Source organism: Nocardia sp. NPDC051052, from assembly GCF_044456045.1.
GTDB lineage: Bacteria > Actinomycetota > Actinomycetes > Mycobacteriales > Mycobacteriaceae > Nocardia.
This window is the reverse complement of the sequence record NZ_JBITFL010000020.1, coordinates 86,519-113,355: the sequence shown is the minus strand read 5'-3', so window position 1 is coordinate 113,355 and position 26,837 is coordinate 86,519. Positions and strand designations below refer to the sequence as shown.

Sequence of the window (26,837 nt, the reverse complement as noted above, 5' to 3'; positions counted from 1 at the left end):
ATAGCAGCGCACCGGGTTGGTGTGTCGCAAACTCCGCCGTAATCGCCCGGTAGGCGCGATCCCCCGCGAGCCGCTACTTGGGCGCTCCGGCGGAAACTCCGGAGCGCCCCGGCCCGCATCTGCTCCTGGCCGTCATGCGCGGTTAACCCAGCGGCCTGCTCGACGGCACGTTCACGAAGCTGGGCGCCGACGGGTCGAGCACAAGGTGTTGCGGTGCAACCGAATTCAGGATGCCGCCGTCGAAGAGCAGCGGCGGCGGCAGGATGCCGCGCGGGAAGTTGCTGGCGAAGACGTTCACCCGCAACCGATGTCCCGGCTGCAGCACCGCGTCGACCGGGTTGACCGCTACGTCGAGCGTGGTCGGCTGGCCCGGCACCAGGGTTTGGCGATCGGCGAGGGTCAGCTTGTAGACGGTGTGCGTGTAGTCGCCGTCGGCGTCCTTGGTGCTCCGGTCCTCGTCCACCGCGCGCAGCGAGGCGGCGAGCTGGCCGCTGGCCAGCACCGTCGACTGTCCGTTCGGCGCAACATCATTCACGGTCACCGCCCAGTAGCCCTCGATGTTGTCGTACATCGTGTTGAGGTGCACGTTGATCGGACCCGACAGCATCGTGGGTTCGGTGACCGGCGCACCGGTGAAGGTGAGGCCGCCCAGCTCGTGGATGCGATCGTCGCGGCCGCAGAAATTGGCAAGGCCGATGACGCCGATGGATTCCACCGCGGCATCGCGGGAGCACAGCGAGGTGAGCCCGGCGATCGGCGACACCGTCAATTGCGCTGCGGCATCGGGTTTTTGCGCGCTCAGCGAACCGTCGTACACGCTGGTCGCGGTGCCGCTGATGGCGGGTGACAGGTACATCCGCTGGTAATCCAGGTCCGGACGCGGGAACGACGACGCGGTGGTCCAGCCGCCGCCCTGCTGCCACAGCGCGACCGGACCGTACTGGTCGATGCCGTTGTCGATGCCCTTGAGCCACTTGTCGTACCAAGCCATTTGGAGTACGTCCAAGCGCGGCGGCTTGCCTGGATCGCCCAAGCCGGAGCCGGGATTGAAGTGATAGGTGTCGCCCATGATCAGCTTCTTGCGCTCCGGCGGCAGCGGAATGTCGGAGAACGAGCGCGCACTGGACGAGGCGAAGATGTCCTGCCAGCCGCCGTAGGCGAAGGTCGGCACCTGGATCCGCTCCGGATGGCCGTCGGTGAACGCCGACCGCAGCGAACTGCCAGGCAGCAGCTGGTCCTTCAACGGCTTCGGCACCGAATCCACGTTGAGCGACAACGCCATCAGGATGTAATCGAAGAATTCCAGCGGCGTGGCCACCCGATCCAGCAGCCATTGGTAGTCGAGGTGGCCGAGCGCGATGCCGACCGGGTCCGGGAAGTTCGAGATCAGGTCGACCGCCGCGATATACAGCGGCCCGAACAAGCCGAGTCCACCGCCGGGAAAGGCGACATCGGTCAGCGTGTCCGTGCTGCCTTCGACCGGGAAGATCGCCTTGAGCGCGGGCGGATTCTGCTCGGCCGCCTTGAATTGGTTGATGCCGGAGTAGGAGATGCCCGACATTCCGATATTGCCGTCCGACCACGGCTGCCTACTCGCCCAGTCGATCATTTCCAGGGTGTCCTGGTTCTCCCTGGCCTGGAAGAACTGCCAGGCCCCCTGCGAGTACCCGGTGCCGCGCACGTCGGCCACGATGTAGGTGTAGCCGTGCTGCACCAGCGTGCGATCCGCGCCGAAGGTGCGCGGGGCGCCACCGGCCAGCGCCTTGGTCAGATCGGTGATCGAGTCGAATGGCGTTCCGCTGAGGTCGAACCGGTTGACCAGCTGCATCAGCGCGTCCGACAAGACCGGGATGTTGAGGGCGAGGTCGGCGATCAGCGACGCGAATTTCGTGTAGGGGGTCAGGTTGATGATGGTGGGCAGCGGCTCGTCCACGATCCGGCCCGCGGCGTCGACCGGCCGATAGATGTTGGCTTTGAGGACCGTGCCATCGCTCATGGTGATCGGCACGTCGAAGTCGATGTGTACCGGTCCCGGATACCGCGCCGGGCCGTCGTGCGCGGCCGTCCACGCCCGGCCGAGGTCGCCGCCGTCCGGCGGTGATTCGGCGGAGGCCGTGCTCGGCACCACCCATAGCGCGGCCGTGGCGGTCGCGATCGCCAAAATCCCGGCCCGACTCACTGCACGGCGAAATATCCCCATCGACCTCGACCCCTCTAGCTTTTACTTAAAAACACTGGCGTACCTATGGTCGATGTGAGAGTAACGGGGACCACATCGGATGGGCAAGTATGACCCCGGTCACTCTCGCGGAACGACTATTGTCAGGAGATGGGATTAGAAGCCGGCGTCGATCGCGGCCGTCTGCCACGCGGCACGCATGGCATGACGCCGGAGGCGGTGGCCCACTCGCAGCGCATGCGGATGTATCTGGGGGTACTGGAGGCCGTTGCCGAAAGAGGTTACGGCGAAACGACCGTCGGCGATATCGTGGCCCGCGCGAACGTCTCGCGGCGCACCTTCTACCAGCTGTTCCGCGGCCGGGACGACTGCTTCACCGAGGCCTTCGAGGCCGCGGTCGACCTCGTACTCGGCGAACTCGACACCAGCGTGCAGGCCATGCCGCGCTCGGAGTGGCGCGCGCTCATCCGGACAACGCTGGAGACCTATCTGCAGGTCCTGTCCGACAACGGCATCTACGCCCGCGCGCTGCACATCGAATGCCTGGTCGCCGGGCCGATCGTCGCCGAGCAGCGCAGGCAGATGAAAACGCTGCTCGCGCACCGCATGCGCGCGGCCTTCCGAATCGGCCGCGGCGAGGGCGATATCCCGGCCGACATTCCGCCGGATATCTTCGACGCGCTCATCGGCGCCGTCGACGATCGCATCCGCGATTGCCTGGAAGGCCCTGGCCCGCAGGCATTACCGGCGCTCGGTGCGCATCTGTACCAAATCACCATGGCACTGTTCGGCGTTCCGGAATGGGACGCTTAGCCCGGACCGTTCCCCTGTGCCGAATACAGGCTCACTTCGCCATCCTCACTAAGGAATGCGTTGACCAGCATGATGCGTTGCGCCTGGAGTTCGTCGGGTTCCGGCGCCTCGGTGGTGATCGAAATCTGCGGTATCGCGGCCCAGTTCACCACGTATCGCTCGGGCGGTCCGTCGTCGTCGGAGAGCCTGGCGAGGCGGAAGACCGAGACCGTCTTGCGAACGATGAGTGTGCGCACGACCTCTCCGATTCGCTCGGGGTCTTCCAGCGCGAACATGAACCCGAATGTCAGCTCGGGTGATGACACGTAGGCGGGCACGAATGTCGAGGCTAGCCGATCGAACGACCCCGCGCAGCCGCCGCGCCCAACCCGGTAGCTGCCGGTGAGCCCACGCACCCTGGTCGGTAATGCCGACGGTGCACTCGCGTGACCTGCCCGTAACGGATCATAACGATTTACAAGCTGCTTTCAGATTTGTACACCATACTATTGCGCCGATTCGGCAACCGCGCTTTCCTGAAAGAGTCCCGATTTCTCGGGGCGTCTTCCTCATCGCATCGTCGCGGATTTCCCGGTTACTTTGCCGTGCTGGTGGACTGTGGGGGTGGCGTCCGAGCGCGGGGCTGCGCCGGAGCCGAGGGGTGCCCCTCCCCGAAATCCCCCTCGGCCCTGGCGCATCCAGAATGGGATCGTTACCGCAGGGGTGTACGCACATGCCGACCGAATACGCAGGCGTCCGTAACGGGACCGAACAACAGTTACCACCGCCTGCCGAACTATTGCGCGCCTTCCGCGAACCCGACGACCCGAACCGCCACCGGCACGGCGTGCTCAGTGCCGCACGGGAACTCGTCGAATGTCACGAACGAAGAAACACGGCGATCGACGCGGCACACGCGCCGGACGCCCCCGCGGGGCGGGTCGCGGCGTGCAGCCTGCTGGTCGAGGACATCGACGGGTATCGGGCCGAACTGGTCGGGCGCATCGACACCTGGGTGGCCGACAATGTCGAGCACCGCGGCGGCGCCTCGTTGCATACCGAGACGCTCGGCGCGGTGATCGATCGACTAGCGGCGAAATGGATTGCGGCACAACGAGCTTTGCGTCGAACACCGCAGCAGCGGACGCACCCGGTGCAGGTGGACGGGGAAGCCCACCTGCAGTGGTGCAGGCTCGCCGAACTGACCGACGGATACCGGGATCTGATCACCGATGTCATCGAGCACCGGCGCAGGCTGCCGGTGTGGTGATCAGCGGGTCTCGTCGACTCCCGGCTCGACCACCTCGGCGTCGACGAACGACGCCTCGGTGGTCACCGTCGGCTTCGGTGCCGCAGGCTCCAGGTCGTCGTCGCGCTCGAGATCAAGACCCTGCCGCGCCTCGGCATCACGCCTGGCGGCCTCGGCGGCTTCCTTCATCTCGATCGCGTCGGTGAACCACTCACCGATCTCCTTGGTGACCTCCGCGACGGTGCCCGCGATGATGCCTGCGATATTGCCGACATGCTTGGCACCCGAGGAGGTCAATTCTTGAATGAGATCCTTGTTGCTTTCGAATTTCCCGATCATTCACACGCCCACTTCGCTTGCCTTTCGCTGACGCATCACAATAACACCGGGAGATGACTCGCTCTTGACGAAGCTCGGCGGCAACGCGAGCTTGCAAATCTTCCACCACACCGAACCGATCTGCTTGCTGAACGATCCCGTGTTGTACGGCAGTCCGTATTTTTCGCACAATGCGCGGACCTCAGGCGCAATCTCCGGATAGCGCGCGGCCGGGATGTCCGGGAACAGGTGGTGTTCGATCTGGTGCGACAAATTGCCGGACATGATGTGGAACAGCTTGCTGCCGGTGATGTTGGCCGAGCCGAGCATCTGCCGGATGTACCACTCGCCGCGGGTCTCGTCGGCGGTCTCCTCTTCGGTGAACGTCTGTACGCCGGTGGGGAAATGGCCGCAGAAGATGATCGAGTAGGCCCACACGTTGCGGACCAGGTTCGCGGTCACGTTGCCCGCGAGCGTGCTGACGAACAGCGGGCCGGTCAGCGCCGGGAAGATCAGGTAGTCCTTGAGCGCCTGCTTGCTCGCCTTCTTGACCTGGCCGAGTACGGTGCGCTTGATGTCGGCCCAGGATCGCTTGCCGCGCACCACGTTCTCGATCTCGAGGTCGTGCGCCATCACGCCCCACTCGAACAGCATCATCAGCGCGAAGGCGTAGAGCGGCTGGCCCAGGCGCAGCGGGTTCCACGACTGGCTCTCGTCCATCCGCAGGATGGAGTAGCCGATGTCGCGGTCCTTGTTGTGGATGTTGGTAAAGGTGTGGTGGATGTAGTTGTGCGAGTGCTTCCACTGGTCCGCCGGGCAGACCGTATCCCATTCGAAGACACGGGAATTCAGGCCTGGCTCACGCATCCAGTCGTACTGGCCGTGCATGACGTTGTGGCCGATCTCCATGTTGTCCAGGATCTTCGACACACTCAGCGCGGCCACTGCGGCCAGCCAGACCGGCGGCAGGAAGCCGAGGTACATGAGGCCGCGTCCGGCGATCTCGAAACCGCGCTGCGCCTTGATGATCGAGTAGAGGTATTCGCGATCGCGATCGCCGAGGTCGGCGACGGTCTTGGCACGCAGCTCGTCGAGCGCCTTGCCGAGTTCTTCGATCTGGTCCGGGCTCAGTACCAGCGGGCCGTCTTTGGTTTCGGTCAGGATTGTCATCAGAGGAATCCTTTGCTTGGTCTAGATGTCGATGTCGACGTCGCCCACGGGGGCGTTGATGCAGAGCTGGATGGGTTGATCTGGGTCACTGTCGGTTTCGCCGGTGCGCAGGTTGCGGGTGCAACCGGTGCGGCGAACCGCGGTGCAGGAGAAGCAGATACCCATCCGGCAGCCGAATTCGGGAGTGAGTCCGGCGGCTTCGGCCTGCTCCAGCAGGGGCGCGCCGTCGTTGTCCGCGGCGATGCCGCTGGCGGAGAAGTTCACCGTGCCGAACACGTCGTCGGCATTGACCGGCGTGAGCGAGAGGGTGAATTCCTCGGTGTGCAGCCGATCGTCGAGCTGCTCGGCCTCGTAGATCTTGCGCACCGCGTCCATCAGCGGCTGCGGGCCGCAGACGTAGGTGTGCGCGTCGGCGAACCACGGTGCCACCCGCTCCAGCTCGTCGTAGTCTAAGTACCCGCTCGGGTGTGCGGGTGCCACGTCGACCCAGGGTGCGGCCGCGTCGACCCGGGTGGTGTCGGACCGCCACGGATGACGCAGTTCGATGCGGAAGTTCTTGTGCCGCTTGGCAATCGCGTCGATCTCCGCGCGGTGCGGCACTACCTCGGGCGATTTCGCGTAGTGCAGGAAGACGACCTCACCCGGGTAACCCTCGTCGGCCAGCGTGCGCAGCATCGACAGCACCGGCGTGATGCCGCTACCGCCGCTGATCAGCAGCACCCGGTCCGGGCGCAGGTCGGGCAGCTTGAACACCCCGGCGGCCGGCTCCAGATCGACCACCATGCCCGGCGCGGCGTTGCGCGCGAGGAACTGCGATACCAAGCCTTCGGGGTGCGCCTTGACGGTGAGCTGGATATGCCTGCTCCGGCCGCCCGCCGGGTTGACCGGCGAATAGCAGCGGGCGTGGCGGACACCGTTGATCACCACGCCGATCTGGACATACTGCCCGGCGGCGTGGCCTTTCCATTGCCTGGTCGGGCGCAGGGTGAGCGTCACCGAGCCGGGGACCGAGCGGTCTACCCGGAGAATCTCGGCGCGCATCTCCCGCGCGGTGAGCGTGGGGCGCACGAGTTCCAGGTATCGATCCAGCGGATGTGGCGTGGTCAGGGTCTGCACCAGGTTGATGAGATCCACCATCTGTTCTCCGTGCCTCGTGTCGGGGTGCCTCAGGTCGGGGCTGTTCGACTGGGTGAGGACCCGCGACGTTGCGTTCCAATTTCAGTGCACGTATGTACACTCAACTAGTGTGACGGATGACCGGGGTCCGGTGTCAACCGGCAAAACATGTGACACGAACAACATCTTGGGAATGATGGAATGGTGAACGGATGTATGCTCACCGTGATGAGCGAGCAGGCAGCAACTCGAGGCGAGCGCAAGGAGCGCACGCGACAGGCCCTTTTGGACGGCACTCTGGCGCTGGCCGCCGACCGTGGGTTCGCCGCACTGAGCCTGCGTGAGATCGCCCGCTCGGCGGGCATCGTGCCGACCGCGTTCTACCGGCACTTCGCGTCGCTGGACGATCTCGGCGCGCAGTTGGTCGACGACGGCATCACCGCGCTACGGCTCGCGCTGCGCGAGGTGCGCCGCAAGCCGGACGCGAGCCTGTCCGACACGGTGCGATTCGTGTTCGCTCAGGTCGGCCCGAAGCGCGAACTGTTCGGCTTCCTGACCCGCGAACGCCACGGCGGATCCGCCGCACTGCGCAAATCCATCGCGCTGGAACTCCAACTGATCGTCCGCGAACTGGTCGCGGACCTCTCCCGCATCCCAGCCCTCGACTCCTGGGCGCCCGCCGATCTCGAGATCGCCGCCGACCTACTGGTCGCGACGGTCACCGACGGCATCGTCGCCTACATCTCGGCGCTGCCGCGCGAGCAGGACAACATCATCGACCGCACCGTGCAGCAAATGCGATTGATCTCGCTCGGCATGGGCGCCTGGTGGCCGCCAAAAGAGCGCTGATACTCAGCGCGCCTCGGGATCAAATGCCAGCACCGAGCGCCCACCATCCACCGGCAACACCACACCGGTGACAAAGCTCGCGTCCGCCGACAGCAAATACGCCACGGCCGCGGCCACCTCCCCGGTGGTCGCGACCCGGCCGATCGGATGCAGCTCCGCCAGCTCCCGCTCCACCTTGCCCGCCACCGAAGGATCAAGGGCCGCAAGGAATTCGGCATAACGCTCGGTCGCGACCGACCCGGGCGCCACCGCGTTCACTCGAATCCCCTTCGGGCCGTACTCGACTGCTAGCGCACGGGTGAGTCCCTCGATCGCGGCTTTCGCGGTGCTATAGGGCAGCGCACCCGGCACCGCCCGTTGCGCTTGATGCGAGGTGATATTCACGATCGCACCGGGGGTGGCGGCGTTCAAGAACCGGCGAACGGCGGTGGTGCAGCCGACGACCGCCGGAGCCAGGTTGGCCGTGATCAGATTGACGACACATTCTGCGGAATCGGAATGCACTGAGGCGTCACGGAATACGGCCGCGTTGTTCACCCAGCCCGTCAACGTGCCCGCCTGCTGCGCGAGATCCGCGGCCTCCTCGGCAATCGCTTCGGCCGACGCATCACCGAGCAACGGAATCACCCGGCCCCCAGCCCATTCCAGCGCCTCGGCATCCCGTTCGACGGCGACTACAACATTCTCCTGGCCGAGCAGCCGCTCCACGATCCCCCGCCCGATCCCCCGTCCGCCACCGGTCACCACATACGAAAGCGCCATACGCCCGATGCTAGACAACCGGGCCGAGACATGCGGTCGGCCGGGCTTTCCTCGGCAGCAAGCGGCTACCCGAAGATCATCCGGTGGCCGCGGGCGGTGTCCATGTATTCGCGGACGCGGTGGATCAGGCCGTCACGGAGTTCGAAGATCAAGCAGTAGTCGTTTTCGTAGGCGTTGCCGTTGATGAGGGTGGCACTCATCGTTTCCTCGACGATGACGCAGTCGCCGTCGGCATAGAAGCCGCGGAAGGCGATGGCGACGTCCTTGACGAACAGCTTCGGGAAGCCGTGGGCGAGGAAGTCCGCGATGACCGCCCGGCCGATCAGGTGGCTCGGGCCGTCCAGAAAGGCGGCAGTGGCGTTGTTCGGGGGCGCGAGCCATTCGGCGTCTTCGGTGAAGCATGCGGAAATCGCGTCGAAGTCGTGTGTCGCGAATGCTTTCCACGCGTTCCGCACGACGGCTTTGTTGTCTCGAGTCACCTCGTCGACGCTACAAATATTCGACTGAGAAGCTGGCGGAAAACGGACGATGTCACCCTGCCAGCTCTCACCGGGCGGTCGACTGTTGTGCGCCCTAGGTAGTGGGATGTGGCGCTGCTCTGGCGGCCGCACCTTTTCGATCTGCCGCCCCGCAATCCCGCTCTGTGGCTGGCGGTGACGGTGCTGTATCCGGCCGTGAGTGGGTAGCTGAACACCGAATCGAGCATGGCGACGATGACAAGCCCGAAACGGTGACGATCTCAGGTCACTGGCTGCCGAGCGCTTGCGCGAGGAACGGCCATGAGGTGCGCAGGTCGTCCTCCCAGTAGCCCCACGAATGGGTACCGACTGGGCGATCGTCGAAGGTTACCGGGATGTTCAATTCGTGCAGCCGGTTCGTCAGATTCACCGTGCAGAAATGGATGGCCGCCTCGATCGGCCCGCCGAACGCGATCTGTACCGGCAGCGGAATCCGCCCCTCCTGCACGCGTCGATCGAACGGGGTGTCGTGCGGAGCGGCCGCGATGCCGCTGCCCGCACTCAAATAGACGGAGGTTCCGCGCAGGCGTTCCGCGTTGACCAGCGGATCATTGGCGCGCCACAGCGGCCCGTCGGCGGGGCCCCACATGTTCTCGACGCTTTGCCCGCCACCCCAGTTCTCCACGGTGAGCCGGACGAACTCGTGCCCGACCGGGTCCGAGGTCTGCGCGCACCCGCTGTAGGACGCCACGCTGTTCCAGAAGCCGGGCTTGGCGATCGCCAGGTTCAGCACCGAGGTGCCACTCATCGACACGCCCGCCAGCGCGCGATTGCCATTGGCACCCAAGAACCCCTCGATGACCGGCGGCAGTTCGTCATTGAGGAACGTCTGCCACTTGTTGTAGCCGAGCACGGCGTCCGGGCGAATCCAGTCGGTGTAATACGAATTGGCGCCACCGAACGGCGTCACCACGTTGATGTCTTTGCCGCTCAAGAAGCTCACCGCGTCGGTCTGCACGTCCCAACCGCTCTCGTTCGGCTCGCCGCCGGAGCCGTTGAGCAGATACAGCGTCGGCCGTGGCGTAGCCCGGTCCGCGGCGCGGATGATCTGCACCGGGATCGGCCGATTCATCGCGGGTGAAAAGACCGTGACCACCTGTTGCCGGTCGTTCACGTCCTGCACCGAAACCACGCCCGGTGCCGCGGTGGCGGTGCCTGCCGCGCCGACCAGGCCCGCGGCGGCCACCGCACCGGCAAGCACCCAGTGCAGCGTTCTCCTCCGTGTCGATCGCCGTGTTCTCAAGTCGCAGCCCCTCTCGCTTGCTTACCGTCCGGCCACGGTGGCCGATGACGCACCGGGACGTCGCTGTCCTGGAGCGGCATTGCGGTGACGTACCAGGACGCCGCTGTCCTGGTACGGCATTGCAAGGGGATTCGCGTTGGTTGCGGCGGCGGTTTGGTCCGATCGCCGATTGTTTCCGGCGGGTCCCGGTCAGCGCGGTGGCTGGCTCATGTCCCGGTTCAGCTGCGGGATCTCGATGCTGATCGGCAGGCGCAGTTCGGCCAGGTAGATCAGTGCGGCTTGGCGCAGGAACTCGTCGAACAGCCAGTAAGCGTCCGGCGCTAGTGGGACGACGGGCAGCAAGCCCTCGCGCACCGCGATGAACGGTCCCCAGCTCACCCGGAGCAGCGGATCCCAGACCGGCTCCCTCGGAATGGCCAACCCGTCGGCGATCTTGTCGCCGAGCAGGAATCGGGTGAACGCGCCGAGGACCGGCTTACTCAGCACGGTGAGGTCGATGTTCACGCCGAGCCGCAGCAGCCGGTCGGCCAGCGCGACGCCCTCGGGAGTCGGCTGCAGAATCGGATCGAGCACCTGCGCGGCCTGCGCATTGGCCTCGGACCACGAATTGGGGATGTATTCGTCGCGGACGCCGAGCAGGTGCGCACACACCTGCCACGAATGCAGGAACGCGTCCGACTCATTGCCCGGGATGGGCACCTGCCACGCGGTCAGCTGCTTCATGACGGTCGTCGGCAGGCTGTGCCAGGTAACCATGATGTCGTTCTGGCTGATCGGAATGTCCTCCTCGGCGGAGTGCACCCAATGCGGCGACTGCGGCAGCAGGTGGCGAACCGCGGCATGCACCAGCCGGGTCTTGACGCATGTCACGACCATTTCACCATCGGGGGCATAGGCATTCGCGGTCCCGATGTCGTAGCCGAGTTTCGCGGTCTTGGAGATGCGGTCTTTCAGGTCCTGACCACCCTTGGAGTAGTAGACCGCCCGCGCCTCCTTCGGAATGACGGTGCTCATCATGCCGCTGGCCAATCCGTACAACACACCGAGATACAGGCCGCGCTTCTTGTTGAACTGGACCGCGGTGGCCAGTTCGCCCTGGTCTGTCCACTGCGGGAGCTGACGGGCGTACTCCATGAAATCCCTTAGCTCCGTGGGCAATCCGGCAGGCAACGGCTGACCGTTTCTGGTCCACGTGCGCAAGAGCTCGTTCACCCTCGGTACGTCGCCACGGTCGATCAGTGCCGCAACCAGCGGGTCCGCCTCGGCATCCCACACCGTCAGCGGATCGACTCCGGAACCGCTGCCCGCCACCGAGCCACCCGGTGACCATGTCCACGGCTCCGCCCTGGCCGGGGACACCACCGCCAGTGCGCCGAACGCGCTCAACGCCCCGCCCGCCTTCAATGCGTTGCGTCTGCTGAATCCATCCATGTCGCTACTCCTCGCCGAGTCCTGACGCCATCGGGACGGCGCAGGGACGGCGGGTAGTGCCGATTCGCGCCATTCGATGGAAGAATAGTCATTAACTTAGCAAGCAGGCGGGCCCTATGTATCGAGTTTGAGAAACTGACACAAAATCTCTCTCACTGCGCGGTCATTGCGCCAGCTTTTCGAGGCCAAAAGCCCGAGCTGGCTGGATATTTCACGATGTACTCAGCTTCGTAGCAACAGGACTACAACAGATGAGCCATCGAGTTGGTAGCCATCCCACACCATGACCGCAAGTCATGAGCATCGATAACCATCAGTCACTTACTCGATGCGATCGACACACCCCGCGGTGCCGATCGCGCACCCTCGAATGTCACGGCGTGCCGAGCTGGTCCCATTGCATCCGCGGATCTTCGTTCGGGAAGTCATTGCGGATCGTGACATAGGACGTGCCCGCGGCGTAGGGGACGCTGAGGCGGCGGGTGTCCAACGCAGCCTTGTAGACAATGGTGGCGGTGCCGTCGGGCAAGAAGACGTATTCGAGGGTGAAGTTCTGCCGGAAGTTCCCGATGTCACAGACACCGAGGAAGGCCAAACCCCAACCACCCGGGGCATTTTCGAGGCACTGATGTTTGCCACGCGACGTCAGATCATGGGTGCTGAACGCGACCGTGTCCTGCCCGGTCGTCGCGCGCAGCCACCACTGACGTCGATCACCGGAGTTGCATGGAGCGAATCGGGCGGTGCCGCCGATCCCGTTGTGCGGGTCGTTCTCGGTGGTCATGCACTGGCCGGTACCCCGGTTGTACATGAGCCAGTACGCGAACTCGGCGTGCGCGGGACCAGCCGCGCCCACCGTGGTCGCGGCGACGGCCGAGACGAGCAAAGCCGTTGCGGCCGTCCGTGCCGCGGAAAAGGTGGTATTCAGGGATTTCATGGGTGCCCCCAGATATGTGACCGATGGATAAGTACACATCGAAGTGTCGGCGCCGGCAGTCTCACGCGAGTTTCACCGCGCTCTCACCGATTCACGCGGGCTCGTGTTCCCCTGGCAGGGCCGGTTACACGCCCTCGAGGTCCTCGACGCGTTCGGCAGGCGCGGGCGTCCGGCGTCGGTTGTGGTGTAGTCCGACGCCGAGGACCAGGATCAGTAGCAGCACCGCGCTGGTACCCCAGGTGCCGAATCCCAACCCGCCCTTGGCATGTGGCTTGGACAGCAGGTCCCCCACGGTCGCACCGAGAGGCCGGGTGAGCACGAACGCCATCCAGAAGAGCAACACACCAGAAATGCGGGTGCGGTAGTGCGCGACGAGGATGAGGGCCATCACGGCAGCGATGAGTACCGCGCTGCCCCAGTAGCCCAGTCCGGAGCTGTCGGAGAGGTAGTCGCCCACCGACGTGCCGAGGGTGTTGGACAGCAGAATCGCTGACCAGTAAAGGATTTCGCCGCGCAGGCTGGTGATGGCGGAGACGTCGTAGGTTTGCCCGCTCAGTTTCCAGATGAGGAAAACGATGGCGAGACCGGCGATCAGGATCGCGGCGCCGCCACCGTATCCGAGGCCGCCGTCGGTGGAGGTGCCCGATCCGGGGCCGCGGTTGAGCAGATCTGAAATGGTTGTACCTGCGGTACTGGTGGCGGCGATGACCGTCCAATACAGGGCGGGATGGAAGCGGCGGGCGCCCAACTGGGTGAGCAGGCTGAGCGTGAAGATCGCGAGGAACAGCACCGACGCGGCGGCATAGCCCAGGCCCAACGTTTGGGCAAGCAGATCACCGCCGGTTTCACCGAGGGTGGTCGCGGCGATTTTCAGGATCCAGAAACCTGCGGTGATTTGGGGAAGCTTGTAGTCGCTCGACGGTGCCGTTGCCATGTGGGGTTCCTTGTCCGGTGACTTGTTCGCATCGAGATACGGTGTACGCCAGGGGCATTGGAAGTGCTGGTGAAATCGGTGATCGTTGCTGGCCGAGCATGGTGAGCAAGATGGTCAGTGCCTGTAATTCGGTGCGCGGGTCGAGTCTGCTTGCATTGCGTCCTCTGCTCCACAGCCAGCGACGGTAACCATCAGCCGCTGTGACCACGCTGAGAAACCCGCACTGCGATCAACGCCCCCGGTCCGGCCTCGTAACCTGCCAGAGTTGGCGGGGAGCCCGTTTCCGATCGTGACCCGAGGAGAGGAGATCGAGCCCCGATGAGGGTGTTGCTGGTGGAGGACGAAGCGCGCCTGGCCGAGACCATCGTGCGCGGGCTGGCGTTGGAGCGATTCGTCGTCTCGGTGGCCGCGACCGGTCCCGAGGGCATCGAGCGGGCGCTGCACGAGGACTTCGACGTGATCATCCTCGACATCATGCTGCCGGGCGCGAGTGGCTATCAGGTGCTGCGCGCGATTCGGACGCGCGATGTGCGCACACCGGTGCTGATGCTGACCGCCAAGGACGGGGACCACGAGGTGGCCGATGCTCTGGACTTAGGGGCCGACGACTACCTGAGCAAGCCGTTCTCGTTCGTAGTCCTGACTGCTCGGCTGCGGGCCTTGCTGCGGCGGCGGACCCCGCAGCAGCAGACGATTTTGCAGGCCGGTGATCTGGCCTTGGATCCGGCGCGGCGCACCGTGTATCGCGGTGACGTGGAGATCGGGTTGACGCCCCGCGAGTTCGGCTTGCTCGAGTATTTGATGAGCCGCAAGGAGATCGTGGTGACCAAGGCCGAGATCCTGCACAACGTGTGGGATGCCCACTACGACGGCCCGGAGAACGTGGTCGAGGTCTATGTCGGCTACCTGCGGCGCAAGATCGACGTCCCCTTCGGCCGGTCGAGCATCGAAACGCGCCGAGGCGTCGGCTACGTACTCAGCGAATCCGGCTGAGCCGCCCCCGCTGTCGGGAATTCGGCGACCAATCGCGCCCCGCCGGTTGGTGATTCACCGATCTCGATCGAACCATGGTGTGCGCGAACAATTTCGGCGACAATCGCCAATCCGAGCCCGGTGCCGCCGGAGTTGCGGGCTCGATCATCTTGGAGCCGGACGAAGCGCTGGAAGACCCGGTCACGTTCGGGGACAGGAATTCCCGGCCCGTCATCCTCTACGACGACGCGCGCGATCGTGTCGGTGCCATCCACGCGCACATCGATGCGGGTGCGCGCGTGCGCGGCGGCATTGTCGGTGAGGTTGCGGATCACGCGCTGCAGCGCGCCCGGATCGCCGACCACCCGGGCAGGAGCGAGGTCGGCGTGCACCGACAGCAGCGGGTGGTCGTGCCGGGCGGTGACCACGACCGCGGCGGCGATATCGTCGAGATCGACATCGACGCGGGCCAGTGTGAGCGCGTTCTCGTCGGCCGCCGCGAGAGTCAGCATGTCCTCGATGAGGTGTTTGATCCGGTGGGCTTCGGGCAGCGCGGTCCGGTCGATCATGTCGGTGTCGAGCATGCCGGGGTTGTCACGGCCGAGTTCGAGCGCGGCGATGACCGTGGCCAGCGGGCTGCGCAGCTCATGGGAGGCGTCGGCGATGAAGCGCCGCTGCGCGGTATCGGCGGCCTGGATACGGTCGAGCATCGCGTTCATCGTCACCGCCAACCCGGCGATCTCATCGTCGGCCTGCGGGACCGGTACCCGGTCGCCGAGCCGGTCGGCATCGATCGCGGCGACCTGTCGCCGGATTGCCTCCACCGATGTCAGTGACCGGCCCACCAGGGCGTAGGTCGCCGCTGCGGAGGCAAGCAGCACCAGCGGAGCCACGACACCCACCACCGCCGCGACATTGCGGACCGTCTCCTCGGACTCCTCGTTGCTGACCGCGACCAGCACCGTGAAGCGCCCGGATAGTCCCGTCGCCGTGCGCGTCGCGGCGCGGACATCGTCTTGGCCGAGGGCCTCGAACCCGGTCACCGCTTCCGGCAGCGGCGTGACGAGCGGGGTCGTCGCGGTGTCCGAGGACGCACGCACGACGACGCCCGCGGAGTCGATCACCTGCACGGCGACCACGGCACGGTCGCGGGCGAACAGTGCGTCGTCTGCTTGCGCGGGCGAGCGTTGGGCCAGTTGCCCGGCCAGTTCGCTCGCTCGCCCAGCGGCAGTGGAATCCACCGATTCGAGCAGCGACTGATACATCAGCCACAGCGCCGCCAGCGCGCCCAGGCCGAACACGACCGCGAGGACCGCGGTGCTCAGGACCGCCGAGCGCACCCGCAGACCCCAGCGGGCGGGTCGCACCAGGATCGACAGATCAACCATGACCGCCATCATGCAGCCCCTCCCCGACATTGCCGCGGCACGGGCAGCAGAACACCGCGATCAATCCGGACCGAACCCGCGGCTGCCCTTCTCCGTGCATCGCCGAACGCACGGATCGACAATGCCGGCGAGCACACGACGCCGCAACGCGGCGACGACCCGTCGAGGCGGGCAGGCGCGCTACGGCAGTGAATCATGTTGCCGCACGAGACATTCCATGCGTTGGAATCGCATCGTCGTGGCCGACCGCAGCAGCCGCAGCGGCCGGTCGCACGGCACGCGAAAGCAGCCGCGGCGCTATCACCGCCCCGAACAACACCATCGTGACGCCGAGCAAGGCACCACCGATTACGTCGGTGAGCCAATGCACGCCCAAATACAGCCGGGTCGCCGCGACCAGCACAACTACGGTGCTGGACAGCAATACCGCTGCTACCCGGCGCACAATGCTGGGTCGCCCGCTCAGATACGCCAGCAGCACGGCCCCGGCCAGTGCGGTTGTTCCGGTCACGTGCCCTGACGGGAAGGAGAAGTCGGTTTCGCTCACCAGCGCAACCGCGGCCGGTGGACGTGCGCGCGCGACTGCGAGCTTGGTCAGCGTGCTTGCCCCGAAGCTCACCGCGACGACGCCCAACACCAGCACCGCGGCGCCCGAGGTGCGAAGACGCCACCCGGCCACACCCGCGAGCAGGACTCCGACCACCGCCAGCCCGACCGGACTGCCTGCGTCGGTGATGACCAACGCCACGGTGGTGAGCGCGGGGTTGCGGTGGGTGCGAAACCACTCCAGCGTCACCGCGTCCGCACCGGTCAACCATCCCGACCGAGCCACCTGCACCGCCAGCGTCGCGAACACGATCGCGAGCGCCACCGCTCGCACGATCCGCCAATACTCGGGTCTGGCCCTGGTGAGCTGATAGCGGTTGGCGAGCAGCGAACCAACCAGGACTACCGCGGCAATCGCGGCGACGGTGATCGCGATCTCGGCGGTGGCGGCTTCGGTGGATACTTCGGTCACGAAGGTATCGAGCAATTCGACGACGGCGGACATGGCGCCAGTCTGTGCGGGGCACGCTGTGGAAACGCTGAGACCGCGTCGGGCACGGGCCTTCCTGCGCGGCGGTGGCCCACCCGCTTCCCAATAGATTAACTGGACCGGCGGTCAATATTCCCTTGCGTACGGATCAGCCAGCGAGCAAGGTGGGGCCTATGACTGATTACGAAACTGTTCGCCGGGTCGTCACCGGCCACGACGGCACCGGCAAGGCCATCGTGGTCGGCGACGAGCAGGTGCCGTCCATGGCGCCACCGGAATTCGGTGGGCGATGGGCGATCTGGTCGGCCGACGACACCGTGACCCTCCCGGACGACGGCACCGCACCGGCGGTAGCCGACTCGCAGGTCCCGCCGCAAAGCGGACTCAAGGTGCTCCAGTTGGCCCTCCCGCCCAGGTACGACCCTGACACGTTGTCCGAGGAGCTACACGACCCGGAACTCCTGGCGCAGCTCGGATTCCTGGTCGACCCGAACCCGCCAGGCAGCTATGGCTCGCGGCCCGGCGTCGCGGGCATGCACGCCAGCGCGACCGTCGACTGCGTGATGCAGTTGTCCGGCGAATCGGTATTCGTGTTGGCGGACAACGAGGTTCGCCTGAGTCCGGGCGACTGGCTGGTGATCAACGGCGTGGTGCACAGCTGGCGCAACGACGGCGACGAACCGTCGGTTCTCGTCGCCGTCATGGTCGGCGCGGAGCACCGCGGCATCCCAAAGCGCTAGCCCTTCAGTCGAGGCAGAACTCGTTGCCCTCGATGTCCTGCATCAACTGGCACGACTCGTTCACCCCATCAGCACGCAGTAATTGCCCGCGTACCGCGCCGAGTGCGACCAGTCGTACGCACTCGGCCTCGAGTGCGGCCAGGCGTTCTGCACCCGCGAGCCCGGTGCCGACCCGTACGTCGAGATGTACCCGATTCTTGACAACCTTTTCTTCCGGAACGCGCTGAAAGTACAGGCGTGGGCCAACACCCGTGGGATCAACGGCTGCCGAACCCTGATGCTCGTATCCGAGCACCGCGCTCCAGAAAAGAGCGACGCGCTCGGGTTCCGCGCAGTCGAAGGTGATTTGAACCTGCTTGACCGGTGCCATCGGTCCACCATAGTGGCGTACCAGGGCATCCCTTGACGCCTGGCGCGGGCAAGGCTTACCAGGTGACCGGAAGTTGTTGCACACCATAAACACCGAGACCGTCTGGCCGCATCCGAACCTCGTCCGCGGGCACCGCTAGCCGCAGATTCGGAAACCGGGATACCAACGCGGGCAACGCGGTGCGTAACTCGACCCTGGCCAGCTGCTGACCGAGGCACTGGTGGATGCCGTGTCCGAAACCCACATGTCCCACCGCATTACGGCGCAGATCGAGACTGTCCGGATCGTCGAACCCGGCCGGATCGCGATTGGCGGCCTGCACCGAAAGCGCCACCGTTTCACCGGCTTTGATCACCTGCCCGGCCAGTTCCACATTCGCGAGGGCGGAGCGGGTCATGGTGTGCACGACAGACACGTAGCGCAGCAACTCCTCGACCGCCCGATCGGGATCGGCGCGCAGTGCGGTCAGCTGCTCTGGGTGGCACAGCAGCGCGAAAGTGCTGAGTGCCAGCGTATTCGCGGTGGTCTCGAAGCCGCCGATCAGCAGCAGCACGGCAACTCCGGCGAGTTCGACGTCCGCGAGATCGGTGCTGGTCAGATCACTGAGCAGGTCGTCGGTCGGGTCGGCGCGTTTGGCGGCGACGAGGTCGCGCAGGTATTCCTGGGCCTCCTCGAGGACGATGAGGCCTTGTTCGACATGCTCTTCCGCGGCCACCGCCAGGTCGTTCAGCTGGACGACCAGATCGGTCACCAAGCGCTGGAACCGATCTCGATCGGCTTCGGGCACACCGAGCAGTTCACAGATCATCAGCGCCGGAATCGGACGGACGAATGCGGTCACCAGATCCACCGGGCCACCGGCTCGTGCCATAGCGTCGAGATAGTCTGTGCTGATCCGCGCTACCCGCTCGGTGAGCAGTCGCATCCGCCGAACGGTGAATTTGCCGGCCAAAAGCTTTCGATAGCGGGTGTGCTCGGGAGCGTCGAGGTTGAGAAAGGCACCGGGCGGCGCCGGGGGCAGTTGGCCGAGATCGGCCAGCGCGGAGTGCCCGAGCTCGGGGCGCACGCTGAAGCGCGGATCGGCAAGGATGGCGCGCACCGTGGCATGCCCGGTCGCCAGCCACCCCCGGTGGCCGTCCGGAAAAACCATGCGGGTCAACGGGTTCCGCTCACGGATCTGCGCCAGTTCAGCGGGTGGATCGAAGGGGCAGCCCGCGGGACGGGTGGTAGGCAACGAGACGGCGGCGGTCAGCGGCTCGGTCATGTCGAATTCCTCACTGTCGCACGAGTTCAGTAGGGTTCGAACGCTAGGTTGCGTTCAGTGATTACTCAACAGACATCGCGCTGCAATTCCGGATCACCACAGGTAAATTCGGTTTCATCCGTGCAATGACCTTGCCGTCGAACGCAACCGCCGCGTGCCCGACATGCAATGAGATGTCGCTGAACGCATGACGAAGGAGAACCGATGCCAGGAGGCAGGCTCACCCTGCGGGAGCGGGAATGCATCGCGGCCGGACTGGCCGACGGGCTGGGATACACCCAGATCGCCCGCCAGCTCGAACGCCCGGCCTCGACGATCAGCCGCGAGGTGACCCGCAACGGCGGACCCGGCCGTTACCGCGCCGACCGAGCCCATCGGGCCACCGCGGCGCGGGCGCGCCGAAGCAAAGCGCCCGCGCCGCAGTCAGCAGCCTCGCCGGACTTCACGGCCGACACCGCGGCGATACGCGATTTCGCGGCACACTTCACCGAGTTGTTCGTCTACGACGGCATGCCAAGGATGCAAGCCCGGATAATGACGTGCCTGCATCTCACCGATTCCGGCAGCCTCACCGCCGCCGAATTGGTCCACCGGCTCGACGTGAGCCCGGCCTCCGTCTCCACCGCCATCGCCGCGCTGGAGCAGCGCGATCTCGTTCGCCGGGAACGTGATTCGCGCCGCGAACGATACTGCATCGACGACACCACCTGGTACCGCACCACTCTCAACCTCGCCCGCGCCGCCGGCGTACGAGTCGAGGCGGCCCGCCGCGGAGCTGAACTCCTCGGCGTGACGACGCCCGCGGGCGCCCGGCTGGACGAGATCAGCCGATATCTCGACTACCTCGGCCGGGAGATGGTCTTGGTGGTGCAACGCTGGCACCGTCCCTGAGCGACACCAAGTCCGGGTCAGAGGCGGGCGGCCAGGCGGGTGCCCTGGTCGATGGCGCGCTTGGCGTCCAGCTCGGAGGCGAGGTCGGCGCCGCCGATGAGGTAGAGGTTCATGCCCGCGGCGCGCAGCTCCTCCTCCAGGTCGCGGACGGATTCCTGGCCTGCGCAGATGATCACATTATCGACCGGGATCAGTTGCGGGCGTTGCCGTTTCTCGCCGAAGCTGATGTGCAGGCCGTTGTCGTCGATGCGCTCGTAGTTCACGCCGCCGATGTGATCGACGCCCTTGGCCTTCAGTGCGGCGCGGTGCACCCAGCCGGTGGTCTTGCCTAGGTCCTTGCCGAACGGGGTCGACTTGCGTTGCAGCAGCACGACTTCGCGGGCGGCGGGCGACGGCTTCGGCTTGGCGAGCTGACCGCGGACCTGCTCGTCCTCGGCGTTGACGCCCCACTCTTCCTTCCACTCGTCGAGCTTCAGCGTGGGATGTCCTTCGACGGTGAGGAATTCGCTGACGTCGTAGCCGATGCCACCCGCGCCGATCACCGCGACGCGCTTGCCGACCGGGCGCTCCTCGCGGACCAGCTCGGCGTAGGACAGCACCATCGGATGGTCGATGCCGGGGATGTTCGGGATGCGCGGCTTTACGCCGGTGGCGAGCACCACCTCGTCGTAGCGGGCGGCGATGAGTTCGGCGGCGGTCACCCGCTTGTTCAAATGCACCGTCACGCCAGTGATTTCGAGCTTACGGCGGTAGTACCGGATCGACTCGTTGAATTCTTCCTTGCCCGGAATGCGGCGGGCGATGTCGAACTGGCCGCCGATCTTGTCGTCGGCCTCGAACAGATCGACGTGGTGCCCGCGCTCGGCGAGGTTCACCGCCGCGGACAGCCCGGCCGGGCCCGCGCCGACCACCGCGACCCGCTTGGTGCGCCGGGTGGGCAGCAGCTTCAGCTCGGTCTCGTGTCCGGCGCGCGGGTTCAGCAGGCAGGACACGGTCTTGTGCACGAAGGCGTGGTCCAGGCAGGCCTGGTTGCAGGCGATGCAGGTGTTGATCTCATCGACCCGGTCCTGCTTGGCCTTGTTGACCCATTCGGGGTCGGTGAGGAACGGGCGAGCCAGCGAAACCAGTTGCGCGTCACCGCGAGTCAGGATCTCCTCGGCGATCTCCGGCATGTTGATCCGGTTGGACGCGCAGACCGGAATGTTCACCTGCTGGGTGATTTTCGCGGTGAACTCGACGAAAGCCGCACGCGGCACCGAGGTCACGATGGTGGGCACCCGCGCCTCGTGCCAGCCGATGTCGGTGTTCAGGATGTCCGCGCCCGCGGCTTCGAGTTCCTTTGCCAGCGCGACGATCTCGTCGAACGTCTGACCCTTCTCGACCAGTTCGGCCATGGACAGCCGGAACACGATGATGAAGTCGGGGCCGACCGCGGCGCGGGTGCGGCGCACGATCTCCACCGCGATACGGCGCCGGTTCTCCGGCGAGCCGCCCCACTTGTCGGTGCGCTTGTTGGTGCGCGGCGCGAGGAACTGGTTGATGAAATAGCCTTCACCACCCATGATTTCGCAGCCGTCGTACCCGGCGAACTGGGCAAGCTTCGCGCAGCGCGCGTAATCGTCGATGGTCTGCTCGACACCCTTGGCCGAGAGCTTGCGCGGCCGGAACGGGTTGATCGGCGCCTTGATCGACGAAGCGGAGACGCTGCCCGGCATGTAGGAGTAGCGGCCGGCGTGCAGGATCTGGATGGCGATCTTGCCGCCCTCCTTGTGCACTGCCTTGGTGATCGCGCGATGCCGGTAGGCCTCGGACTTGTTGGTCAGCTTGGCGCCGAACGGCAGCAGCCAACCGGTGCGGTTGGGCGCGTAACCGCCGGTGATGATGAGGCCGACACCGCCGCGGGCGCGTTCGGCGAAGTAGGCGGCCAGCCTGTTCGTATCCCAGGCGCGGTCTTCCAGGCCGGTATGCATCGACCCCATCACCACGCGATTACGCAGGGTGGTGTGGCCGAGATCAAGAGGCTCGAATAAATGAGGGTAGGCGCTCATCGGCGAGTCTCACCTTTCTCCGTTGGTCATTCCGCGCGCGGGGCTGTCGCGCGCGGGTGCAGGGCGTGTAGAACTTCGTCGCACCATTCGACGAACCCCGCCTCCACGCGGACGCCCGCGCGCAGGACGAGGTACTGGTGCAGAGCCGTACCGGAGAGCTGATCCGGTGCCGGAAAGTCGCGTTTCTCGATGAGGTGATACACGTCGAGGCGTTGGGAGTGTTCGTCGCGGTGCCGGGCGACCTCGGCGCGCAGCGCACCGATATCGCCGTACGCGGCGGCGCGGATCTTGACCGCGAGTTCGTTGCGCGGGGTGCTGGTATCGGACGGCTCGGCGATCCAGCGGGCCAGCTCGGCGCGGCCCGCCGCGCTCACCGCGTACACCTTCTTGTCCGGCCTGCCCTCCTGGGTCACCGACTCACTGTTCAGCCAGCCGGATTCCTCCATGCGCTTGAGCACGCGGTAGATCTGCTGATGCGTCGCGCTCCAGAAGTACCCGATGGACTTGTCGAAGCGGCGGGCCAGCTCATACCCCGAGCCGGCCCGCTCGGTCAGCGAAACCAGCAACGCGTGCTCGAGGGCCATGCGGCAAGAGTAGCCGTGACACACGGTACTATGCAACTGAGTGCATACCCTGGGTTTGGTGTCGGGTGTTGCCCCCGTTGTGTGGGCGAAATCGCACTAGGCTGCGCGGCAATGAGTGAGCGACGCGAGTTATCGCGCGCATCGCGGACAGCGGAGCGCGGCGCCGGCGAGGAGCAGTCATGAGTGAGGTGGACGCGCGGGCGACGGTGGGGCAGGCCGCCGGGCGCGGGCACGTGGTGGCGTGGGGGTTCTGGGATTGGGGATCGTCGGCGTTCAACGCGGTGATTCTGACGTTCGTGTTCTCGGTCTATCTGACCGACAAGGTCGGTGACGATCTGCCCGGCGGGATCTCGCCGAGTGCCTGGCTGGGGTGGGCACTCGGGCTCGTGGGCCTGGTGGTCGCGGTGACGGCACCGGTCAGCGGGCAACGGTTCGACGCGTCCGCGAAACGTAAACGCTCCCTTGCCGTTTTGACCGGGCTCTGCATCGGGTCGATGACCCTGATGTTCTTCGTGCACGACGACTACCACTATCTGTGGCTCGGGCTGGTGCTGCTCGGGTTCGGCTCGGCGTTCTTCGAGCTGGCCAGCGTGCCCTACAACGCCATGCTGCGGCAGGTGTCGACTCCGGCGACGGTCGGCCGCGTGTCCGGGTTCGGCTGGGCGATGGGCTATTTCGGCGGCATCTTCTTGCTGCTGATCTGCTACTTCGGCTTCATCTCCGGCAGCGGTGACAGTCGCGGACTGCTCGGCATCCCCACCGACGACGGGCTCAATATCCGCCTGGTAGCCATCGTGGCGGCGGTCTGGTTCGCCGCGTTCGCGCTACCGGTGCTGTTCGCGGTGCCCGAATTGCCGCGCACCGACGCCGATCCCGGTGCGGCCAGCGCCGGGTTCTTCAGGTCCTATCGAGTACTGGCGCGCGATCTGCGCGAGCTGTGGGCGGCCGACCGGCGCACGGCCGGCTTCCTGATCGCCAGCGCGATCTTCCGCGACGGACTCGCCGGGGTGTTCACTTTCGGTGCGGTACTTGCGGTTCGGGTGTACGGCATCGCCGACTCCGACGTGCTGCTTTTCGGCATCGCCGCCAATGTCGTTGCCGCACTTGGCGCGATCGTCGCGGGCCGCTTCGACGACCGCGGCGGCCCGAAGATCGTCATCGTGGTCTCGCTCGTCTCGATGGTCATCTGCGGTCTCGCCCTGCTCGTCGTCTCCGGCCCACTGATGTTCTGGATCTTCGGCCTGCTGCTCACCGTCTTCGTCGGCCCCGCCCAATCCGCGGCCCGCTCCTTCCTCGCCCGCCTAGCCCCACCCGGCCGCGAAGGCCAGCTCTTCGGCCTTTACACCACCACCGGCCGCGCGGTCTCCTTCCTGGCCCCCACCTTCTTCGGTCTCTTCGTCTGGTTCTTCGACAACGACCGCGCGGGCATCATCGGCATCATCCTCGTTCTCGCAGTCGGACTGCTGGCTCTACTCCCGGTCCGCTCCCCCGACCCCACCGAAATCGCCACCACACCCCGCCCCAACTAGCCGAGCATCCGATCGAGGGGGAACTGAGGTAAGTCGGTTCTCGCGCGTTACCAGCACCAGTTCCCCCTCGACATCGCCGAATCCCAGGGCGTGCGTGCCCAGCGACGTGGTCGCGTCGCATAGGCTCCTGGCGTGAGCTTGCCCTCCCCTACTTCTGAGAATCGCGCGGTTGTCACCGGTGCCTCCGCTGGCATCGGCACCGCGCTGGCCGCCGAACTTGCCGCGCGCGGCTATTCGCTGATTCTGGTTGCCCGGCGCGGTGAGGTGCTCACCGAGTTGGCGCAGCGGTTGACGCTGGCGCATGGGATCGCCGCCGAGGTACGGGCGGTGGACCTCGCCGATCGGGCGCAGCGCGCGGCGCTGGTGGAGGAGTTGACGGCGCGCGACATCGCGATTCTGTGCAACAACGCGGGGATCGCCACGTTCGGGGCGGTCGCCGAGCTGGACCTGAATTACGAGCGTGCCCAGATGGAGCTGAATGCCGTTGCGGTGCACGACCTTACGCTCGCGGTGCTACCTGGGATGATCGCTCGCAAGGGCGGCGGCATCCTGATCAGCGGATCGGCGGCGGGGAACATGCCTATTCCGAACAACGCCACCTACGCGGCCAGCAAGGCATTCGCCAACACCTTCTCCGAGTCGCTGCGCGGCGAGCTGAAGGGATCCGGCGTCAACGTCACCCTGCTGGCACCGGGCCCGGTGCGCACCGACGTGCCGGATCCGGCCGAGGCGTCGATCGTCGACCGGCTGGTGCCCGACTTCATGTGGGTGTCCTCGGAGTACACCGCGAAGGTGTCCATCGACGCGCTGGCCCGCAACAAGATGCGCATAGTTCCCGGCCTGATCAGCAAGGGGATGAGCGTGGCGGGCCAATACGGTCCGCGCGCCATGACCGCGCCGATCGCGGGCGCCTTCTACAAGAAGCTCGGCGGGTAGGGAGACCCCCGTCACCGCGGGGTCAGGGATCCGTCAAGATCGGGCTCCCGGTCGTCAAGCACCCGTAAGCTGAACGTTTGCCCAAGAGGAAAGCGGCGTAGTCCTGACAACGGCCCCGCATACGGAATAGCGGGGGCGCACACAGGAGACACCGTGACGCTGCTGGAAATCTTCCCGTCGCTGAAGTCGGGGATGCCCTCACGCCTCGACTCGGCCGTATGGCCGCGCGACACGCATTACGACGACGCGGGCCGGATCACGATCGGCGGGGTAGCCCTGGCCGACATCGCGGATCAGTACGGCACTCCGACCTATGTCCTGGACGAGCGCGAGGTCAGGGAGCACTGCCGGGCCTACCGCAAGGCTTTCCCCGAGGCCGAAATCATCTACGCGGGTAAGGCATTGATGATCCGCGCGGTCGCCAACTGGGTTGCCCAGGAGGGGCTGTCGGTGGACGTGTGCTCGTCCGGCGAGCTGGCCATCGCGCTGGCCGCAGGCGTCGCCCCGCGCCGAATCATCATGCACGGCAACGGAAAATCGTTCGATGAACTCACCGCCGCGATCAAGGCCGGCGTCGGCCGGATCGTGGTCGACTCGCTGGCCGAGATCACCCTGCTCTCGGCGCTGGTCACCGACTCGCAGAACGTGCTGCTTCGCCTGTCCCCCGGCATCGACGTGCACGGGCACCCCGCGGTGCGCACCGGCGTCACCGATCAGAAGTTCGGCTTCCCGCTCGGCGGCGACACGGCCGCGGAGGCGGTGGCCCGGATTCTGCGTCAGCCCAAGCTGAACCTGGTCGGCTTCCACTGCCACCTCGGGTCGCAGATCAGCGACCCGGACTATTACGGCGAGGCCGTGCGCCGGGTGGTCGCCGAGATGGCGCGGGTCCGGCAGGACCACGGGCACCTGCTCACCGAGCTCGACCTCGGCGGCGGCCACGCGGTCGCCTACCGCACCGGCGACAGCGAGATGAACCTCACCGAACTCGCCGCCATCATCGAGGACGCGCTCGACGCGGCCTGCGCGCGGCAGCACTTCCCGCGCCCCAGCATCTCGCTCGAGCCGGGCCGGGCCATCGTCGCGCACGCGGGTGTGACGCTGTATCGGGTGCTGTCGGTCAAGCACATCGAGGGCGGCCACACCTATGTCACCGTCGACGGCGGGATGAGCGACAACCCGCGCGTCGCGCTGTACGGCGCGCGCTACAGCGTCGTCGTCGCGAACCGGCACCCCACCTGCGCGAGCATGACCGCGACCGTCGCCGGACGCTTCTGCGAGGCGGGCGACATCCTGGCCACCGACGTGCAGCTGCCGGTGGACCTGCGCCCGGGCGAGGTGCTCGCGGTGCCGTGCACGGGCGCCTACCACCACAGCCTGGCCTCGTCGTACAACAGCGTCGGCCGCCCGCCGATCGTCGCGGTGCGGCACGGGCAGTGCCGGGAACTGGTGCGCCGGGAGACCATCGCGGACCTGATGTGCCGCGACGTCGGCTGCTGAGCTGACCGAGACACCCCGGACCGCGTGGCAGTTCCCGCCGCGCGGTCGGGCGTGTCAGCGATTCGTCAAGATCAGGTCGGGGGT

General features: G+C 66.1%; 26 protein-coding genes. 9 read left to right on the top strand and 17 right to left on the bottom strand.

The features are described 5' to 3' along the window. Nucleotides 1-142: 142 nt before the first annotated feature. Nucleotides 143-2,200, bottom strand: coding sequence for a CocE/NonD family hydrolase (locus ACIBCN_RS41625; RefSeq protein ID WP_396998000.1), 2,058 nt, complete (start codon nt 2,198-2,200; stop codon nt 143-145). 129 nt (nt 2,201-2,329) lie between these two features. On the opposite strand from ACIBCN_RS41625, the gene ACIBCN_RS41620 reads away from it, so the two are divergent. After that, on the top strand, nt 2,330-2,992 hold the full coding sequence (locus ACIBCN_RS41620; protein ID WP_396997998.1) for a TetR/AcrR family transcriptional regulator: 663 nt from the start codon (nt 2,330-2,332) through the stop codon (nt 2,990-2,992). Here the strand turns inward: ACIBCN_RS41620 and ACIBCN_RS41615 are convergent. Next, nucleotides 2,989-3,309, bottom strand: a complete 321-nt coding sequence (locus tag ACIBCN_RS41615) for a hypothetical protein (protein ID WP_396997996.1) — start codon at nt 3,307-3,309, stop codon at nt 2,989-2,991. The genes ACIBCN_RS41620 and ACIBCN_RS41615 overlap by 4 nt on opposite strands. A 395-nt stretch (nt 3,310-3,704) precedes the next feature. On the opposite strand from ACIBCN_RS41615, the gene ACIBCN_RS41610 reads away from it, so the two are divergent. Continuing rightward, nucleotides 3,705-4,241, top strand: coding sequence for a DUF4254 domain-containing protein (locus ACIBCN_RS41610; RefSeq protein WP_396997994.1), 537 nt, complete (start codon nt 3,705-3,707; stop codon nt 4,239-4,241). Here the strand turns inward: ACIBCN_RS41610 and ACIBCN_RS41605 are convergent, their stop codons facing one another. The 3 genes from ACIBCN_RS41605 to ACIBCN_RS41595 are packed head-to-tail and all read right to left on the bottom strand — an operon-like array spanning nt 4,242 to nt 6,845. Further along, entirely contained in the window at nt 4,242-4,559 is a 318-nt protein-coding gene (locus tag ACIBCN_RS41605) for a hypothetical protein (RefSeq protein ID WP_396997992.1), read from the bottom strand. After that, entirely contained in the window at nt 4,560-5,708 is a 1,149-nt protein-coding gene (locus tag ACIBCN_RS41600; protein ID WP_396997990.1) for a fatty acid desaturase family protein, read from the bottom strand. It abuts the gene before it with no gap. A 21-nt stretch (nt 5,709-5,729) separates the two neighbouring features. Then, nucleotides 5,730-6,845 carry a ferredoxin reductase gene (locus ACIBCN_RS41595; RefSeq protein WP_396997988.1) on the bottom strand — a complete coding sequence of 372 codons (1,116 nt, stop codon included), beginning with the start codon at nt 6,843-6,845 and terminating at the stop codon, nt 5,730-5,732. 207 nt (nt 6,846-7,052) lie between these two features. Between ACIBCN_RS41595 and ACIBCN_RS41590 the strand changes: the two genes are divergently transcribed. Further along, nucleotides 7,053-7,673 carry a TetR family transcriptional regulator gene (locus ACIBCN_RS41590; RefSeq protein WP_396997986.1) on the top strand — a complete coding sequence of 207 codons (621 nt, stop codon included), beginning with the start codon at nt 7,053-7,055 and terminating at the stop codon, nt 7,671-7,673. Between the two features lie 3 nt (nt 7,674-7,676). Here the strand turns inward: ACIBCN_RS41590 and ACIBCN_RS41585 are convergent, their stop codons facing one another. From ACIBCN_RS41585 to ACIBCN_RS41560, 6 genes are all read right to left on the bottom strand, one after another. After that, nucleotides 7,677-8,435 carry an SDR family NAD(P)-dependent oxidoreductase gene (locus ACIBCN_RS41585; RefSeq protein WP_396997984.1) on the bottom strand — a complete coding sequence of 253 codons (759 nt, stop codon included), beginning with the start codon at nt 8,433-8,435 and terminating at the stop codon, nt 7,677-7,679. A 65-nt stretch (nt 8,436-8,500) separates the two neighbouring features. Then, nucleotides 8,501-8,914: a nuclear transport factor 2 family protein gene (locus ACIBCN_RS41580; protein WP_396997982.1), complete on the bottom strand. Its 414-nt coding sequence runs from the start codon at nt 8,912-8,914 to the stop codon at nt 8,501-8,503. Between the two features lie 265 nt (nt 8,915-9,179). Then, a complete protein-coding gene (locus ACIBCN_RS41575; RefSeq protein WP_396998060.1) occupies nt 9,180-10,163 on the bottom strand; it encodes an alpha/beta hydrolase in 984 nt (327 codons plus the stop codon). 222 nt (nt 10,164-10,385) lie between these two features. Continuing rightward, entirely contained in the window at nt 10,386-11,627 is a 1,242-nt protein-coding gene (locus ACIBCN_RS41570) for an oxygenase MpaB family protein (RefSeq protein WP_396997980.1), read from the bottom strand. A gap of 373 nt (nt 11,628-12,000) precedes the next feature. Continuing rightward, a complete protein-coding gene (locus ACIBCN_RS41565; protein ID WP_396997978.1) occupies nt 12,001-12,564 on the bottom strand; it encodes a hypothetical protein in 564 nt (187 codons plus the stop codon). Nucleotides 12,565-12,688: 124 nt separating this feature from the next. Next, the gene (locus ACIBCN_RS41560) at nt 12,689-13,498 is read right to left on the bottom strand and encodes a hypothetical protein (RefSeq protein ID WP_396997976.1); all 810 of its coding nucleotides are present in this window, start codon (nt 13,496-13,498) and stop codon (nt 12,689-12,691) included. A 318-nt stretch (nt 13,499-13,816) separates the two neighbouring features. Here ACIBCN_RS41560 and ACIBCN_RS41555 point away from each other — a divergent pair, with 318 nt between their 5' ends. After that, on the top strand, nt 13,817-14,491 hold the full coding sequence (locus ACIBCN_RS41555) for a response regulator transcription factor (RefSeq protein ID WP_396997974.1): 675 nt from the start codon (nt 13,817-13,819) through the stop codon (nt 14,489-14,491). Here ACIBCN_RS41555 and ACIBCN_RS41550 read toward each other — a convergent pair. Together ACIBCN_RS41550 and ACIBCN_RS41545 are read right to left on the bottom strand one after the other, a co-directional pair. Next, complete coding sequence (locus ACIBCN_RS41550) at nt 14,467-15,858, bottom strand: ATP-binding protein (protein WP_396997972.1); 1,392 nt, start codon at nt 15,856-15,858, stop codon at nt 14,467-14,469. The two genes, ACIBCN_RS41555 and ACIBCN_RS41550, sit on opposite strands and share 25 nt — an antisense overlap. Nucleotides 15,859-16,051: 193 nt before the next feature. Beyond that, nucleotides 16,052-16,909, bottom strand: coding sequence for a phosphatase PAP2 family protein (locus ACIBCN_RS41545; protein WP_396997970.1), 858 nt, complete (start codon nt 16,907-16,909; stop codon nt 16,052-16,054). A gap of 158 nt (nt 16,910-17,067) precedes the next feature. Here ACIBCN_RS41545 and ACIBCN_RS41540 point away from each other — a divergent pair, with 158 nt between their 5' ends. Beyond that, nucleotides 17,068-17,634 carry a cupin domain-containing protein gene (locus tag ACIBCN_RS41540; protein ID WP_396997968.1) on the top strand — a complete coding sequence of 189 codons (567 nt, stop codon included), beginning with the start codon at nt 17,068-17,070 and terminating at the stop codon, nt 17,632-17,634. Nucleotides 17,635-17,638: 4 nt separating this feature from the next. Here ACIBCN_RS41540 and ACIBCN_RS41535 read toward each other — a convergent pair whose 3' ends face one another. Continuing rightward, nucleotides 17,639-18,004, bottom strand: a complete 366-nt coding sequence (locus ACIBCN_RS41535; RefSeq protein WP_396997966.1) for a VOC family protein — start codon at nt 18,002-18,004, stop codon at nt 17,639-17,641. 55 nt (nt 18,005-18,059) lie between these two features. Continuing rightward, on the bottom strand, nt 18,060-19,268 hold the full coding sequence (locus ACIBCN_RS41530; RefSeq protein WP_396997964.1) for a cytochrome P450: 1,209 nt from the start codon (nt 19,266-19,268) through the stop codon (nt 18,060-18,062). Between the two features lie 204 nt (nt 19,269-19,472). On the opposite strand from ACIBCN_RS41530, the gene ACIBCN_RS41525 reads away from it, so the two are divergent. Further along, a complete protein-coding gene (locus ACIBCN_RS41525; RefSeq protein WP_396997962.1) occupies nt 19,473-20,159 on the top strand; it encodes a helix-turn-helix domain-containing protein in 687 nt (228 codons plus the stop codon). Between the two features lie 17 nt (nt 20,160-20,176). On the opposite strand, the gene ACIBCN_RS41520 is transcribed toward ACIBCN_RS41525, so the two are convergent. After that, a complete protein-coding gene (locus tag ACIBCN_RS41520) occupies nt 20,177-22,207 on the bottom strand; it encodes an FAD-dependent oxidoreductase (RefSeq protein WP_396997960.1) in 2,031 nt (676 codons plus the stop codon). 26 nt (nt 22,208-22,233) lie between these two features. After that, nucleotides 22,234-22,791 carry a PadR family transcriptional regulator gene (locus ACIBCN_RS41515; protein ID WP_396997958.1) on the bottom strand — a complete coding sequence of 186 codons (558 nt, stop codon included), beginning with the start codon at nt 22,789-22,791 and terminating at the stop codon, nt 22,234-22,236. A 179-nt stretch (nt 22,792-22,970) separates the two neighbouring features. On the opposite strand from ACIBCN_RS41515, the gene ACIBCN_RS41510 reads away from it, so the two are divergent. The 3 genes from ACIBCN_RS41510 (at nt 22,971) to lysA (ending at nt 26,753) form a co-directional block, all read left to right on the top strand. Further along, nucleotides 22,971-24,320 carry an MFS transporter gene (locus tag ACIBCN_RS41510; RefSeq protein ID WP_396997956.1) on the top strand — a complete coding sequence of 450 codons (1,350 nt, stop codon included), beginning with the start codon at nt 22,971-22,973 and terminating at the stop codon, nt 24,318-24,320. Nucleotides 24,321-24,452: 132 nt separating this feature from the next. Beyond that, nucleotides 24,453-25,256, top strand: a complete 804-nt coding sequence (gene cmrA / locus ACIBCN_RS41505) for a mycolate reductase (protein WP_396997954.1) — start codon at nt 24,453-24,455, stop codon at nt 25,254-25,256. Nucleotides 25,257-25,409: 153 nt separating this feature from the next. Further along, complete coding sequence (lysA, locus tag ACIBCN_RS41500) at nt 25,410-26,753, top strand: diaminopimelate decarboxylase (protein ID WP_396997952.1); 1,344 nt, start codon at nt 25,410-25,412, stop codon at nt 26,751-26,753. Nucleotides 26,754-26,837: the final 84 nt, after the last annotated feature.